The 15,101-nt window shown below is 69.3% G+C and carries 14 protein-coding genes; 7 read left to right on the top strand and 7 right to left on the bottom strand.

What is annotated here, in order from left to right:
* Positions 1 to 9: 9 nt before the first annotated feature.
* The 7 genes from SM757_RS26515 to SM757_RS26545 all read right to left on the bottom strand — a co-directional run bounded on the left by SM757_RS26515 (position 10) and on the right by SM757_RS26545 (position 7,759).
* Positions 10 to 231, bottom strand: a complete 222-nt coding sequence (locus tag SM757_RS26515; protein ID WP_322467697.1) for a YbdD/YjiX family protein — start codon at positions 229 to 231, stop codon at positions 10 to 12.
* A complete protein-coding gene (locus SM757_RS26520; protein ID WP_066340068.1) occupies positions 224 to 2,302 on the bottom strand; it encodes a carbon starvation CstA family protein in 2,079 nt (692 codons plus the stop codon). The genes SM757_RS26515 and SM757_RS26520 overlap by 8 nt, the downstream gene beginning before the upstream one ends.
* Positions 2,303 to 2,493: 191 nt before the next feature.
* Complete coding sequence (locus SM757_RS26525) at positions 2,494 to 3,132, bottom strand: response regulator (protein WP_066340070.1); 639 nt, start codon at positions 3,130 to 3,132, stop codon at positions 2,494 to 2,496.
* Positions 3,129 to 4,514 carry a cache domain-containing protein gene (locus SM757_RS26530; RefSeq protein WP_322467698.1) on the bottom strand — a complete coding sequence of 462 codons (1,386 nt, stop codon included), beginning with the start codon at positions 4,512 to 4,514 and terminating at the stop codon, positions 3,129 to 3,131. Before SM757_RS26530 ends, SM757_RS26525 begins: the two co-directional genes overlap by 4 nt.
* 103 nt (positions 4,515 to 4,617) lie before the next feature.
* Positions 4,618 to 6,285 (bottom strand): PhoH family protein, encoded by a 1,668-nt coding sequence (locus SM757_RS26535; RefSeq protein ID WP_066340072.1) that lies wholly within the window; start codon positions 6,283 to 6,285, stop codon positions 4,618 to 4,620.
* A 315-nt stretch (positions 6,286 to 6,600) separates the two neighbouring features.
* Positions 6,601 to 7,077: a peroxiredoxin gene (locus tag SM757_RS26540; protein ID WP_066340074.1), complete on the bottom strand. Its 477-nt coding sequence runs from the start codon at positions 7,075 to 7,077 to the stop codon at positions 6,601 to 6,603.
* Between the two features lie 304 nt (positions 7,078 to 7,381).
* Complete coding sequence (locus tag SM757_RS26545) at positions 7,382 to 7,759, bottom strand: Mth938-like domain-containing protein (protein WP_066340077.1); 378 nt, start codon at positions 7,757 to 7,759, stop codon at positions 7,382 to 7,384.
* Between the two features lie 59 nt (positions 7,760 to 7,818).
* On the opposite strand from SM757_RS26545, the gene SM757_RS26550 reads away from it, so the two are divergent.
* From SM757_RS26550 to SM757_RS26580, 7 genes are all read left to right on the top strand, one after another.
* A complete protein-coding gene (locus SM757_RS26550; RefSeq protein WP_322467699.1) occupies positions 7,819 to 9,045 on the top strand; it encodes a pyridoxal phosphate-dependent aminotransferase in 1,227 nt (408 codons plus the stop codon).
* A 16-nt stretch (positions 9,046 to 9,061) separates the two neighbouring features.
* Positions 9,062 to 10,372 (top strand): homoserine dehydrogenase, encoded by a 1,311-nt coding sequence (locus SM757_RS26555; protein WP_066340083.1) that lies wholly within the window; start codon positions 9,062 to 9,064, stop codon positions 10,370 to 10,372.
* Between the two features lie 119 nt (positions 10,373 to 10,491).
* Entirely contained in the window at positions 10,492 to 11,907 is a 1,416-nt protein-coding gene (gene thrC, locus SM757_RS26560; RefSeq protein ID WP_066340086.1) for a threonine synthase, read from the top strand.
* A gap of 16 nt (positions 11,908 to 11,923) precedes the next feature.
* A complete protein-coding gene (mobB, locus tag SM757_RS26565) occupies positions 11,924 to 12,457 on the top strand; it encodes a molybdopterin-guanine dinucleotide biosynthesis protein B (RefSeq protein WP_322467700.1) in 534 nt (177 codons plus the stop codon).
* Positions 12,450 to 13,706, top strand: a complete 1,257-nt coding sequence (locus SM757_RS26570) for a molybdopterin molybdotransferase MoeA (protein ID WP_322467701.1) — start codon at positions 12,450 to 12,452, stop codon at positions 13,704 to 13,706. Before mobB ends, SM757_RS26570 begins: the two co-directional genes overlap by 8 nt.
* 8 nt (positions 13,707 to 13,714) lie before the next feature.
* Positions 13,715 to 13,969, top strand: a complete 255-nt coding sequence (locus tag SM757_RS26575; protein ID WP_322467702.1) for a MoaD/ThiS family protein — start codon at positions 13,715 to 13,717, stop codon at positions 13,967 to 13,969.
* A 166-nt stretch (positions 13,970 to 14,135) separates the two neighbouring features.
* On the top strand, positions 14,136 to 15,101 hold a 966-nt coding region (locus SM757_RS26580), incomplete at its 3' end, for a serine/threonine-protein kinase (protein ID WP_322467703.1).

Genomic DNA, 15,101 nt, shown 5'->3' on the forward strand with positions numbered 1-15,101 from the left:
TCCAGCGCCTCAACAGCACTTCCCCGCGCGCCCCCCGTACCGCGCCTGCTGGCGCTCCCGGAAGAACGCCTCGTAGCTCATGGGCTCCTGGTCGGGGTGGGTGCGCTTCATGTGCTCCAGGTAGCCGCCGTAGTCCGGCAACCCGACCATGAGGCGCAGGCCCTGCGCGAAGTAGCGCCCGGCCTGGCCCAACTGGGCCAGGCGGGAAGCCTTGGTTTCAGCTTCAGGCATGGGCCGCGGCCTGGGCGTCGGCGGGCAGCCGCTCGTAGGCCATCTCGCGCGTGGTGGGCGCGCGGCTGGCGCGGGCGGCCAGCACGCTGCGCACGGCATACACCAGGATGCTTGCGACCACGAACATGAACAGGCCGCACAGCGCCGCGTCCAGCCGGTCGTTGAAGATCACGCGCTCCATCGCCTCCAGGCTCTTGGCCGGGGCCAGCACCTTGCCTTGCGCCAGCGCGTCGGCGTACTTGCCGGCATGGGCCAGGAAGCCCACGCGCACGTCCTCCGAGAAGATCTTCTGCCAGCCCGCGGTCAGCGTGCACAGCAGCAGCCACACGGTGGGAACGATGGTCACCCAGGCGTAGCGGTCCTTCTTCATGCGAAACAGCACCACCGTGCCCAGCATCAGCGCCACGGCCGCCAGCATCTGGTTGGCAATGCCGAAGAGGGGCCACAGCGTGTTGATGCCGCCCAGCGGATCGACCACGCCCTGGTACAGGAAGTAGCCCCAGGTCGCCACGCACAGGCCCGTGGCCAGCAGGTTCGCGGGCAAGGATTCCGTGCGCTTGAGCGCGGGCACGAAGCTGCCCAGCAGGTCCTGCAGCATGAAGCGGCCGGCGCGCGTGCCGGCGTCCACGGCGGTGAGGATGAACAGGGCCTCGAACAGGATGGCGAAGTGGTACCAGAAGGCCATCATGGCCTTGCCGCCCACGACCTGGTGGAGGATGTGGGCCATGCCCACGGCCAGGGTCGGCGCACCGCCGGCGCGGGCCAGGATGGTGTTCTCGCCCACGTCCTTGGCGGTCTGCACCAGCATCTCCGGCGTGATGACGAAGCCCCAGGTGGAGAGCGTCGCCGCCACGGCCTCGGGCGTCTTGCCCACCAGCGCGGCTGGGCTGTTCATGGCGAAGTAGACGCCCGGCTCGATGCACGAGGCCGCCACCAGCGCCATCACCGCCACGAAGCTCTCGGCCAGCATGCCGCCGTAGCCGATGTAGCGGGCGTGCGATTCGTTCTCCAGCATCTTGGGCGTGGTGCCCGACGAGATGAGGGCGTGGAAGCCGGACACCGCGCCGCAGGCGATGGTGATGAAGAGGAAAGGGAACAGGTTGCCCGCCCACACCGGGCCGTTGCCGGCCGCGAACTGCGTGAGCTTGGGCATCTGCAGCGAGGGCGCAACGACCACGATGCCGATGGCCAGCGCGACGATGGTGCCGATCTTGAGGAAGGTCGAGAGGTAGTCGCGCGGCGCCAGCAGCAGCCACACCGGAATGGACGCGGCGACGAAGCCGTAGCCGATGAGCAGCCACGTCAGCGCCTTGCCGTCGAAGGTGAAGAGCGGCGCCAGCGTGGGGCTCTCGTGCACCCACTGCCCGCCCAGGATGGCGGCCATCAGCAGCACGAAGCCGATGACGGAGATCTCGCCGATGCGCCCGGGCCGGATGAAGCGCAGGTACACGCCCATGAACAGCGCCACCGGAATGGTGGCGGCCACCGTGAAGGTGCCCCACGGGGACTCGGCCAGCGCCTTCACCACGATCAGCGCCAGCACCGCGAGGATGATGATCATGATCATGAAGGCGCCGAAGAGCGCGATCAGCCCCGGCACCGTGCCCATCTCCTGCTTCACCAGGTCGCCGAGCGAGCGCCCGTCGCGCCGCGTGGAGATGAAGAGCACGATGAAGTCCTGCACCGCGCCGGCGAAGACCACGCCCGCGAGGATCCACAGCAGCCCGGGCAGGTAGCCCATCTGCGCCGCCAGCACCGGGCCCACCAGCGGGCCGGCACCCGCGATGGCCGCGAAGTGGTGGCCGTAGAGCACGTGCTTGTTGGTGGGCACGAAGTCCAGGCCGTCGTTGTATTTCCAGGCCGGCGTCTGGCGCGTGGGGTCCAGGCCCAGCACCCGTTGCGCGAGGAACAGGCTGTAGTAGCGGTAGCCGATGAGGTAGACGCAGACCGCGGCGACCACGATCCACAGCGCGCTCACCGCTTCGCCGCGCGCCAGGGCCACGTAGGCCAGCGAGCAGGCGCCCAGGACGGCCACGCCTGCCCAGGGCAGGTGGCGACGGATGAAAGACATAGGGTTGGCTCCTGCGGCGCGCTTCAGCCGGGCAAGCAGCCGGCCCCTGCGCGATGGGTGTTGGACAGGGGCGTCATGGTCGGCGCTGGAAGCAACGCAAACATCCGTCGCGGCTACGGGGGCGCTTGCGTGGCGCCACCTAGGGGTCAACCCCAGGTTTGAAGGTGCGGGCGCTGGAGCGGCAGCAGGCGTCAGGGGTTGCGCGCGTGTTCGAGCGCGTAGCGCATGAGCTCGGCCGGGCTGTCCAGCTCCAGCTTGCGCTTGATGTTCTGGCGATGCGTCTCCACGGTGCGCACCGACAGGTCCAGCGCCCGCGCGATCTGCTTGCTGCTCTCGCCGCGGGCCAGGGCACTCAGGATCTCGCTCTCGCGCGGCGTCAGGATGGGCTTGGGTGCCTGCGCGCGGAACATGCGCCGCGTCACGCCCGGGCTCAGGAAGGTGCCGCCGGCGCGTATGGCCTCTATGGCGGCGAGCAGCTCGTCGCCGGAGGCGTCCTTGAGCACGTAGCCGCGCGCGCCGGCCTGCAGCGCGCGCTGCACGTACTCGGGGTTGTCGTACATGCTGAACATCAGCACGGCCAGGCCCGGGCGGCGCTGCAGCATCTGCGCCGCCAGCTCGATGCCGTTGGTGCTGCTGCCCTTGAGGCCCACGTCCATGAGCACGAGGTCGGGCTGGTCGCGCAGCAGCGCCTGCATGGCCGACTCCGGCGCGCCGGCCTCGGCCGTGACCACGTAGCCGTCGGCCTGCAGCCGCGCGCGCAGCCCGTCGCGCACCAGCGGGTGGTCGTCGACGAGCAGGATGCGAAGCGGGGAGGTGCTGCCGGCGGTCATGGCGCGGGATTGTCGCGCGCCAGCCGCGCGAGCTGCGCGGCGGCAATGACGGCCTCGATCTGTGTGCCGTGGCCGGGGCGGCTTTGCACCTCCAGCAGCCCGCCAATGGAGACGAGGCGCTCGCGCATGTTGCGCAGGCCGATGCCGGGGCCGGAGGCGTCCTGCGCGGCCTCGGCGTCGAAGCCTCGGCCGTCGTCGAGCACGCGCATGGCCACGCCGCCGGCCTCGGGGAACTCCAGCGCCAGCGCCAGGTGCTGCGCCTGCGCGTGCTTGGCCACGTTGGTCAGCGCCTCCTGCGCCACGCGGAACAGCACGGTGTTGACGACTTCCGGCAGCGGCTTGGGGCTCCCCTGCACGGTGGCGCCGGCCTGCACGGCGCCGCTTTCGGCGAACTCCTGCGCCAGGTGGGCCAGCGCGGCGGGCAAGCCCAGGGTGTCCAGCAGCGCGGGGCGCAGCCGGTGCGAGATGCGGCGCACCTCGTTGAGGCTGTCGCCCAGGCGCTGCGCGGCCTGGCGCAGCACTTCGGCGCGGCCGTCGCGCTGGGCCGACTCCACCAGCAGCTTGATGGCGACCAGGTGCTGGCTCAGCCCGTCGTGCAGCTCGCGCGCGAGGTGGGCGCGCTCGTCCTCCTGCAGCCGCACCACCTGGTGGGCGAGGGCGCGCAGCTTGTGCTCGGCCGCGCGCTGCTCGCTCAAGTTCAAGGCCAGGCCGCTGGCGCTGATGAGCAGCAGCGCCACCAGCGCGATGCCGCCCATGAGCCACAGCGTGCGCGCCACGTTGCTGCGCGACTCCTGCTCCAGCTGGCCCAGCGCGGCCTGTATGCCGTCCAGGTACAGGCCCGTGCCCAGCATCCAGTTCCACTGCGGCAGCGCCACCACGTAGCCCAGCTTGGGCGCCATGCGCTCGCTGGAGGGCTGGCGCCACAGGTATTCGACGTAGCCGCCGCCGGCCTTGGCCTGCGCGATGAGGCGCTGGATGGTGGGCGAGCCGTTGGGGTCGCGCAGCTCCCACAGGTTGCGGCCTATGAGCTCCGGCTGGCGCGAGTGCATGAGCACGCGGCCTTCGAGGTTGTAGACGAAGAAGTAGCCGTCGGCGCCGTAGTCCAGTTGCGCGAGCTGCGAGAGGGCCTGCACGGCGGCGGCGCGGCGGCTGGCTTCGTCTTGCTGCGCCGAGCGTTCGTAGAGCGGGCGCACGTTGCTCATGGCCAGCTCCACGTAGTGGCGCAGCTCGTCGCGGCGCGCGTCCATGTAGGCACGTTGCACGGCGGCGCGCTCACGCGCGAGCAGCTCCTTTTCCTGGTGCACCACGGCCCAAGCGATCAGGCACAGCGCCGCCACCAGCGGCAGCAGCGCCAGCAGCAGGATTTTCAGACGCAGCTTCATAGGCGGGCCGCACTGTAGCGGCGGCGCGGGGCGAGTCGTTGCGGCAACGAAAAAGGGCTGCTTGCGCAGCCCCTTTGGGCGGTAGGCGTGAACCCGGCCGGCGTTACAGCACTTCGGAAGCGAAGTCCGCCAGGCGGGAGCGCTCGCCGCGGGCGAGCATGACGTGCCCCGAGTGCGGCCAGCCCTTGAAGCGGTCCACTGCGTAGGTGAGGCCGGAGCTGCCTTCGGTGAGGTAGGGCGTGTCGATCTGCGCCAGGTTGCCCAGGCAGACGATCTTGGTGCCCGGGCCCGCGCGGGTGATGAGCGTCTTCATCTGCTTGGGCGTGAGGTTCTGGGCCTCGTCGATGATCACGAACTTGTTGAGGAAAGTGCGCCCGCGCATGAAGTTCAGGCTCTTGATGCGGATCTTGCTGCGCACCAGCTCGTTGGTGGCGGCGCGGCCCCACTCGCCGGCACTGGAGTCGCTGCGGGCCAGCACCTCCAGGTTGTCGTCCAGCGCGCCCATCCACGGGCCCATCTTCTCTTCCTCGGTGCCGGGCAGGAAGCCGATGTCCTCGCCCACGGGCACGGTCACGCGGGTGACGATGATCTCGCTGTAGCGGCGGTCGTCGAGCACCTGGGAGAGGCCCGCGGCCAGCGTCATCAGCGTCTTGCCCGTGCCGGCCGTGCCGGTGAGGGTGAGGAAGTCGCACTCCGGGTCCATGAGCAGGTTCAGCGCGAAGTTCTGCTCGCGGTTGCGGGCGGTGACGCCCCACACGGCGTTCTTCTGGTGCGTGTACTCCTTGAGCGTCTTGAGCACGGCGTTCTTGCCGGTGATCTCGGCCACGCGGGCGTACAGCGGCGCGGCGCCGGGCGTCTCCAGGTACACGAACTGGTTGACCAGCAGCGCGGGCACCAGCGGGCCGCTGATGCGGTAGTAGGTGTGGCCGCCTTGCTGCCAGCTCTCCATGGTCTTGCCATGGCGCTCCCAGAAGTCCGCGGGCAGCTGCAGCACGCCGGTGTAGAGCAGGTCTACGTCGTCGAGCGTCTTGTCGTTGAAATAGTCCTCGGCGGCCAGGCCCAGCGCGCGGGCCTTGATGCGCATGTTGATGTCCTTGGACACCAGCACCACTTCACGGCCCTGCTGTTGCTCGCGCAGCGACTGCACCACGCCCAGGATCTGGTTGTCGGCCTTGCCCTGGGGCAGCCCCTGGGGCAGCTTGGTCTCCAGCAGCTGGGTCTGGAAGAAAAGCTTCCCAAGCGCTTCCTTGTGGCCGGTCTTGGCCAGCGCGATGCCCTCGGCCGGGTCGAGCTTGGCGGCGTCGGGGCCGCCGGCCAGGGCGTCGAGGTCGCGGCTGACCTGGCGTACGTTGCGCGAGACCTCGCTCATGCCCTTCTTGTGGCCGTCGAGCTCCTCGAGCGTGATCATCGGCAGGTAGATGTCGTGCTCGTCGAAGCGGAACAGGCTCATCGGGTCGTGCATGAGCACGTTGGTGTCGAGCACGAAGAGCTTGGCCGGCCCGGTGCTGCGCGGCTTGCGCGGGCGCGGGGCGGCCCTGGTGTTGGGCGAGGCGGGCATCGCGCTGGGCGCGGCCGCGGCGGGCGGGGTGACTTCCAGGGGGGGAGCCGCGGCCTCGGCGGCGTCGTTGCGCAGGTCCAGCAGTGCCGGCTCGGCCTCCGCGGCAGCAGCCCGTTTCAACCCGCGTTTGCCGCCTTTGGGGGCAGCCTGCGACTCGAAGTCGGCAGTCGTGAGTTGGGCAGCTTTGCGTGCAGGCGGCTTGGGAAGGGGCATGAAGGTCCTCTGAAGAAGGCGTTTGCAAAGGCCAGAAACGCCGAAGCCGCACAGTCGCCAGGGACGGTGCGGCTTCGGTTCGATGCGCGCTGAGGCTTCAGGAGCATGCAGCCATCATAGCCCGCTTGAAAGAGGGGGTAAGAGCTGCTGCAACAAGGCCAAAGCGCCATGACGCATTTCTAGCAGCTTGCATGCCCAGCACGGCGTGGAAAATCACGGAGCGGGGTTGTCATGAGCACGTAAAAAAGCCGACGCTGGGCCGGCTCTTCGTGCGTGGCGCACCGTACTGGTGCGCGGCGTAGACAGCGACGGCGATCAGGCCGTGGTCTTGAGCGCCTTGACGGCCTTGAGCACTTCGTCCACATGGCCGGCGACCTTGATGCCGCGCCACTCGGCACGCAGCACGCCGCCGGCGTCGATCAGGAACGTGCTGCGCTCGATGCCCTTGACCTTCTTGCCGTACATGATCTTGTTCTTGACCACTCCGAACATGTGGCAGAGCTTTTCTTCGGTGTCGGCGATCAGGTCGAATGGCAGTTCCAGCGTCTGGCGGAACTTGTCGTGCGAGGCCATGTTGTCGCGCGAGACGCCAAAGACGACTGCGCCGGACTTCACGAATTCCTTGTGTTGATCACGGAACTGCAGTGCCTCGGTGGTACAACCCGGGGTATTGTCCTTGGGATAGAAATACAGCACCACGATCTGCCCCGCAAAGGCGGCGGGCGTGAATTTGATGCCGCTCGTGGCGAGCGCTTCGAATTCAGGAAGGGGTTTGTTCAGGGCAGGCGTCATGGAGGAGTGTTTCTCTTCTCGCTATGGGGCCGGGCGGCAGCGCCGGAGCAACTATTTATTATAGCCCGTCACGGGTAGGGCTTGCCCGTGTCCGGAATTGGCCTGAACCGGTTTCCCGGCAGGTATTGACGCCGCAGCGGCGTTTCATCACGAAACACCCGCCGCCGGCTTTCCCAAGCTGAGGGCGGCGCGCGGTAATGCAAGCCCCCACCGCGCACGGTGCGGGCTTCTTTTCAGGATTGCCGACGGCGGCCGGCTTGGCACGCTGCCGCGTGCAGCCGCTTTCAGCCGCCCTCAGTCAGGTTCAGCCGCGCTCCAGCAGCAGCGCCGCGGCGACGATGCGCCCCTCGCTGGCCAGCACGTTGTAGGTGCGGCAGGCCGCGGCTGTGTCCATGGTCTCCACGCCTATGCCGGCCGTGATGAGCGAACGCAGTAGGGCCGGCTTAACAAAACGCAGGCGCGGGCCCGAGCCGAAAATCACGAGCTCCGGACGCAGTTGCAGCAGTTGGGCAAAGTGCTCCTCGGTCAGGGCTTCAAAGCGCTCCACGGGCCAAGGCTGAACCTCGCCGCGCACGGGCACCAGAACGCTTTGCCCCCATTCGGTGGTGTTGACCCACAAGCGCTGGGGCTCGTGGCGGGAAATGGCATTGACGCCTTCGAGTCGATCGGGCTGGAACTTCACGTGGATAATTCTAGTTTTCGCGCGCGCCGGAGTGGCGTGCGTTTCGCCGGAGACCCTTCTTGAAGCCGATTTCCAAGTCCAGCAAGCTTGCCGACGTCTGTTACGACATCCGTGGCCCAGTGCTGGAAAAGGCCCGCCAGATGGAAGAGGAGGGCCAGAAGATCATCAAGCTCAACATCGGCAACCTCGCCGTGTTCGGCTTCGACCCTCCGGACGAAATCGTCCAGGACATGATCCGTAACCTGTCCGCCGCCGCCGGCTACACCGACAGCAAGGGCCTCTTCGCCCCGCGCAAGGCGGTCGTGCACTACACGCAGGAGAAGCAGATCCCCGGCGTGTCCGTGGACGACGTCTACCTGGGCAACGGCGCCTCCGAGCTCATCGTGATGGCGCTCAACGCGCTGCTGGACACGGGCGACGAGGTGCTAGTGCCCGCACCCGACTACCCGCTGTGGACCGCGGCCGTGTCGCTTTCCGGCGGCCGCCCCGTGCACTACATCTGCGATGAGCAGGCCGACTGGACGCCCGACCTCGCCGACATCCGCAGCAAGATCACCGCCAACACCAAGGCCATCGTCGTCATCAACCCGAACAACCCGACGGGCGCGCTGTACCCGCCGGAGCTGCTGCGCGAGATCCTGGAGATCGCCCGCCAGCACCAGTTGATCGTGTTCGCCGACGAGATCTACGACAAGACGCTCTACGACGGCGCCACGCACACCTCCATCGCCTCGCTGGCCGAGGACGTGCTCTGCGTGACCTTCAACGGCCTGTCCAAGAACTACCGTTCCTGCGGCTACCGCGCCGGCTGGATGGTGGTGTCAGGTCCCAAGAAGCACGCCCGCGACTACATCGAAGGCCTGAACATGCTGGCCTCCATGCGGCTGTGCGCCAACACGCCGGGCCAGCTCGCCATTCAAACGGCCCTGGGCGGCTACCAGAGCATCAAGGACCTGGTGGCCCCGGGCGGGCGCCTGGCGCGCCAGCGCGACCTGGCCACCGAGCTGCTCAACCAGATTCCGGGCGTGAGCGTGGTCAAGCCGAAAGCGGCGCTGTACATGTTCCCGCGCCTGGACCCCAAGATTTATCCCATCGCCGACGACCAGCAGTTCGCCTACGAGCTGCTGGCCGAGGAGAAGGTGCTCATCGTCCAGGGCACCGGCTTCAATTGGGCCACCCCCGACCACTTCCGCCTGGTCTTCCTGCCCAATTCCGACGATCTCGCCGACGCCATTGGGCGCATCGCGCGCTTCCTCGACCACTACCGCAAACGTCACTCGTTCTGACTGAAACCCCCCTCCTATGAAACCCATACAGGTCGGCCTGCTCGGCATTGGCACCGTCGGTGGCGGCACGTTCAACGTGCTCACGCGCAACCAGGAAGAAATCCGCCGCCGCGCGGGTCGCGGCATTGAAATCGCCATGGTGGCCGATCTCGACGTCGAGCGCGCCCGCGCCGTCGTGGGCGAGCACGCCAAGGTCGTCGCCGACGCCCGCGAAGTCATCGCCAATCCCGACATCGACATCGTGGTCGAGCTCATAGGCGGCTACGGCGTGGCCAAGGCGCTGGTGATGGACGCCATCGCCGCCGGCAAGCACGTGGTCACCGCCAACAAGGCGCTGCTGGCCGTGCACGGCACGGAAATCTTCGAAGCCGCCCGCGCCCGCGGCGTGATGGTCGCCTTCGAGGCCGCCGTGGCCGGCGGCATTCCCATCATCAAGGCGCTGCGCGAAGGCCTCACCGCCAACCGCATCGAGTGGATCGCCGGCATCATCAACGGCACCACGAACTTCATCCTCTCGGAGATGCGCTCCAAGGGGCTGGACTTCGAGGTGGTGCTCAAGGAAGCCCAGCGCCTGGGCTACGCCGAAGCCGACCCGACCTTCGACATCGAGGGCGTGGACGCCGCGCACAAGGCCACCATCATGGCCGCCATCGCCTTCGGCGTGCCCGTGCAGTTCGACAAGGCCCATGTGGAAGGCATCACCAAGCTGCAGGCCGCGGACATCCGCTACGCCGAGCAGCTCGGCTACCGCATCAAGCTGCTGGGCATCGCGCGCCGCCAGGAAAGCGGCATCGAGTTGCGCGTGCACCCGACGCTGATCCCGGCCAAGCGCCTGATCGCCAACGTCGAAGGCGCCATGAACGCCGTGGTGGTGCAGGGTGACGCCGTGGGCACGACGCTGTACTACGGCAAGGGCGCCGGTGCCGAGCCCACGGCCAGCGCCGTGATCGCCGACCTGGTGGACGTCACCCGCCTGCACACCGCCGACCCCGGCAACCGCGTGCCGCACCTGGCCTTCCAGCCCGAGGCGCTGTCGGACATGCCCATCCTGCCCATCGACCAGGTGCGCACCGCCTTCTACCTGCGGCTGCAGGTGGCCGACGAGGCCGGCGTGCTCTCGCGCGTCACCGGCATCCTGGCCGAGCACGGCATCAGCATCGACGCGCTGCTGCAGCGCGAGTCGGCCGAGGGCGAGAAGAACACCGACGTCATCATCCTCACGCACGACACCATCGAAGGCTCCATGCGCAAGGCCATCGCCCAGATGCAGGCGCTGCCCACCGTGCTGGCGCCCATCGTCAGCCTGCGCAAGGAAGAGCTGGCCTGACGCGCTGGCCGGACCATGGCCTGAGGCCAGGGCTGCGCGCCGCACCGGTTGCGCGCGCAGCCTTCGTGACTTGAACCGCACGCCGGGGCTTCAAGCGGCCGCCGGCGGGAGACTCCCGCATGAAGTACCTCAGCACCCGCGGCGACGCCACGCCCCGCGGCTTCTCCGAGATCCTGCTCGAAGGCTTGGCGCCGGACGGCGGCCTGTACCTGCCGACCCAATACCCCAAGGTCGACGCCGGCACGCTCGCGCGCTGGCGCGGCCTGGCCTACGCGGACCTGGCGTTCGAGATCCTGTCGCTCTACATAGCCGACATCCCCGCCGACGACCTGCGCAGCCTCGTGCGCAAGACCTACACCGAGGAAGTCTTCGGCACCAGGGAAATCGTCCCCCTGAAACCCCTGGAGCCCGGCCTGGTGCTGGAGGCGCTGTCCAACGGCCCAACGCTGGCCTTCAAGGACATGGCCATGCAGCTCCTGGGCAACCTCTTCGAGTACGAGCTCGCCCGCCGCGGCCAGGAGCTCAACATCCTGGGCGCCACGTCGGGCGACACCGGCAGCGCCGCCGAGCACGCCATGCGCGGCAAGAAGGGCGTGCGCGTCTTCATGCTCAGCCCGCACGGCCGCATGAGCCCCTTCCAGCAGGCGCAGATGTTCAGCCTGCAGGACGACAACATCCACAACATCGCCATCGAAGGCGTGTTCGACGACTGCCAGGACATCGTCAAGGCCGTCAGCAACGACCTGGAGTTCAAGCGCCACTGGCGCATCGGCACCGTCAACTCCATCAACTGGGCCCGCCTGCTGGCCCAGGTGGTGTACTACTTCGCCGGCTACTTCCAGGCCACCCAGAGCAACGACGAGCGCGTGAGCTTCACCGTGCCGTCGGGCAACTTCGGCAACATCTGCGCCGGCCACGTCGCCCGCATGATGGGCCTGCCCATCGCCCAGCTCGTGTGCGCCACCAACGAGAACGACGTGCTCGACGAGTTCTTCCGCACCGGCACCTACCGCGTGCGCAAGGGCGCCGAGACGCACGAGACGTCCAGCCCCTCCATGGACATCTCCAAGGCCAGCAACTTCGAACGTTTCATCTTTGACCTGCTAGGCCGCGACGCCGCCCGCACGCAGCAGCTGTTCAAGGATGACGTGGACAGCAAGGGCTATTTCACGCTCACGCCTGAAGAGTTCGCCCGCGTCGCCGAGTTCGGCTTCGTCTCCGGCCGCAGCACGCATGCCGACCGCGTCGCCACCATCCGCGACACGTTCGAGCGCTGCGGCGTGATGATCGACACCCACACCGCCGACGGCGTCAAGGTCGCCCGCGAGCGGCTGCAAAGCGGCACGCCCATGATCGTGCTGGAGACGGCGCTGCCGGTGAAGTTCGCCGCCACCATCGTCGAGGCGCTGGGCCGCGAGCCCGAGCGTCCCGCCGCGCACGTGGGCATCGAAGCCTTGCCCAAGCGCTTCATGGTGCTGCCGGCCGACGCCGAGAAGGTCAAGGCCGTCATCGAGCTTGAGTGCGCGGTCGACTGAGCCGCGCGCCGCAGTGATGAAAGTCGTGGGCTTCGCCGGCCCTTCCGGCGTGGGCAAGACCACGCTGCTGGAGGGCGTCATCGCCGCGCTGCGTGCGGCCGGCTGCAGCGTGTCGGTGATCAAGCACACCCACAAGCGCTTCGACATCGACCAGCCCGGCAAGGACAGCTGGCGCCACCGCCAGGCCGGTGCCGGCGAGGTGCTGCTGGCCTCCAGCCACCGCCTGGCCCTGCTGCGCGAGCACCCCATGGACCACGAGCCGCAAATCGGCGAGCTGATCGCCGAAATGCGGCCCGTGGACTGGCTGCTCGTCGAAGGCTTCAAGCATGCCGCGCTGCCCAAGGTAGAAATCTGGCGCGCCGCGCTGGGCCAGGAGCCGCTGTACCCGGCGGATGCGCACGTGGTGGCCATCGCCACCGACACGCCGGATGCGCTGCCCACGCCTCCCGGCGCGCTGCCGCTGCTGGACCTGAACAGCCCCCGGGCCGTGGCCGAATTCCTGCTCGCCCAAGGCGAGCGTTTTAACTATGCAGGAGACACGCATGGCTGAACGGCCTCCGCTGCTGAGCCTGGATGAAGCCCAGGCGCGACTGGTGCAAGGCGCGCTCTTGCAAGCCCTTCGCGAGACGGAAGAGCTCTCCACCTTCGACGCCCTGGGCCGCGTGCTGGCGCAGGACGTGATCTCGCCCCTGGACGTCCCGCCCGCGGACAACAGCTCCATGGACGGCTATGCCGTGCGCGCCGCCGACGTGCTGCCCGGCCAGCCCATGCCCGTGTCGCAGCGCATCCCGGCCGGCCACGTGGGCACGCCGCTGCAGCCCGGCACGGCCGCGCGCATCTTCACCGGCGCCCAAGTGCCCGCCGGCGCCGACGCCGTGGTGATGCAGGAAGACACCACGCCCGGCGACGGCACCGTCACCTTCAACGCCGCGCCCGCCGCCGGCCAGTGGGTGCGCCCGCGCGGCGAGGACGTGCGCACCGGCGCCGTCGTCCTGCCCAAGGGCACGCGCCTCACGCCGCAGGCCCTGGGCCTGGCCGCCACCGTGGGCGCCGCGCGGCTGACCGTGCTGCGCCGCCCGCGCGTGGCGCTGCTGTCCACCGGGGACGAGCTGGTCATGCCCGGCGAAGTCGCCCCGCAGGACTTACCGGCCGGCGCCATCTACAACTCCAACCGCTTCACGCTGCGCGGCCTGCTGCAGGCCGTGGGCTGCGAGGTGGCGGACTTCGGCATCGTCCCCGACAAGCTCGACGCCACGCGCGAGACGGTGCGGCGCGCCGCCGCCGGCAACGACCTCATCATCACCACCGGCGGCGTGTCCGTCGGCGAGGAAGACCACGTGAAACCCGCCGTCGCCTCGCTGGGCCGGCTGGACATGTGGTCTATAGGCACCAAGCCCGGCAAGCCGCTGGCTTTCGGTGCGGTGAAGCGCGAAGGCGAGGGCGCGGGCGAGGCCCTTTTCATCGGCCTGCCCGGCAACCCCGTCTCCACCTACATCACCTTCTTCCTGGCCGTGCGCTCGGTGCTGTGCGCGCTGCAGGGCCTGCCCACGGCCTTCCCGCGCGGCCTCACGCTGCCGGCCGGGTTCGACCTGCCCAAGCCGGACCGGCACCGCCGCGAGTTCATGCGCGTGCGCGTGGGCGCCGACGGCGCGCTGGAGCTGTTCCCCAACCAAAGCTCCGGCGTGCTGACCTCGGCCGTGTGGGCCGATGGGCTGGTGGACAACCCGCCCGGCAACGCCATACGCCGCGGCGACCTCGTGCGCTACCTGCCGCTGTCCGAACTGCTGTCCTGCTCGTGAACGTGCCCATGAACGTCCAAGTCCGCTACTTCGCCTCGCTGCGCGAGACCCTGGGCTCCGGTGAAACCGTGGCCGATCTGCCGCCGGGCAGCACCCTGGCCACGCTGCGCGACGCCTTGATCGCCCGCGGCGGCACCTACGCCACGGCGCTGGCGCGCAGCCGCAGCGTGCGCTGCGCGCTGGACCAGAAGATGAGCGAGGAAACCGCCGCGCTGCGCGACGGCGCCGAAGTGGCCTTCTTCCCGCCCGTGACGGGGGGCTGAAGCCGGGGGGCGGCCCCAGGGCGAGCGCATCGCCTCGCGGGCCGCTGAACGCCGAATGGGCCCTGTGGCGCAGGGCAAGCGGGACTCTCCCGCGCTGTTGTAAACGCCGCCACGGCCGACACGACTTGCAACCGGACGGGCGCGCGCCGGGGCAGATAGTGCGGCCATGAAGTTGCATGACCCCACCACGCCGCCGCCGGGTGGTGCCGCCCGCGCGGTGGGCTCCCCGCTGGCCGGTTGCAGCATCGAAGCCGTACTGCACGCCGGGCCCGTCTTCACGCTGTACCGCGCCGTGCAAGCCTCCGGGCGCGAGCGCGTCGTCATCAAGGAATACTGTCCCCAGTCGCTGTGCGAGCGCGGCCCTCACGGCGCGCCGCTCTTGCGCGACCCGGACGACGCCGGCGCCTTCGCCGCGTTCGAAACCGGCCGCGCCGCCTTCGTGGACGAGCTGCACATGCTGCAGCCGTTGCGGCTGCCAGGGCTGGTCCAGGTGCGCGGCATCCTGGAGACCGAAGGCAGCCTGTGCGCCGTGCTGCCGCTGCTGCCCGGCGTGACGCTGGCGGAGGTGCCGCTGCCGCCGTCCGACGCCGCGCTGCACGCGCTGCTGCTGTCGCTGCTGGAGCCGCTGGCGCAGTTGCATGCCGCGGGCCTGGTGCATGGCGCGTTGCATGCGCGACAACTGTTGTGGGCCTCCGGCCACATGCCGGTGTTGCTGGGTTTCAGCATGGCCGCGCAGGCGCTTGGGCTGCCGCCGCCGCAGGACGTTGGGCGGCCGCCTGAGCTGGACCCGCGCAGCGCCCATTTGCCCCGCGGCGCCTGGACCGACGTGTACGCCCTGGCCGCCCTGGTGATGGGCTGCCTCGCCGGCCGTCCCTGGACGCAACTGGACCCGGCCGACGCGGCGGACGGCGTGGCCGCGCGCCTGGAACAGGCCCTGGGCCCGGCCGCCGAGCCGCTGCAGCGCCGCGTGCTGGTCAAGGCTTTGTGCGCCGCGCTGGCCGCCGCGCCGGATGAGCGCCCGCCGCACGCGGGTGCGCTGCGCGAGCTGTTGGGCGGCAGCGCGCCGCTGTGGCAGGCCGGCCGTGAGCACGAGGACGAGCGGCGCACCGCCCCGCGCGGCGCCACCGGGGCG

Source organism: Azohydromonas lata (genome assembly GCF_034427735.1).
Classification (GTDB): Bacteria; Pseudomonadota; Gammaproteobacteria; order Burkholderiales; family Burkholderiaceae_C; genus Azohydromonas; species Azohydromonas lata.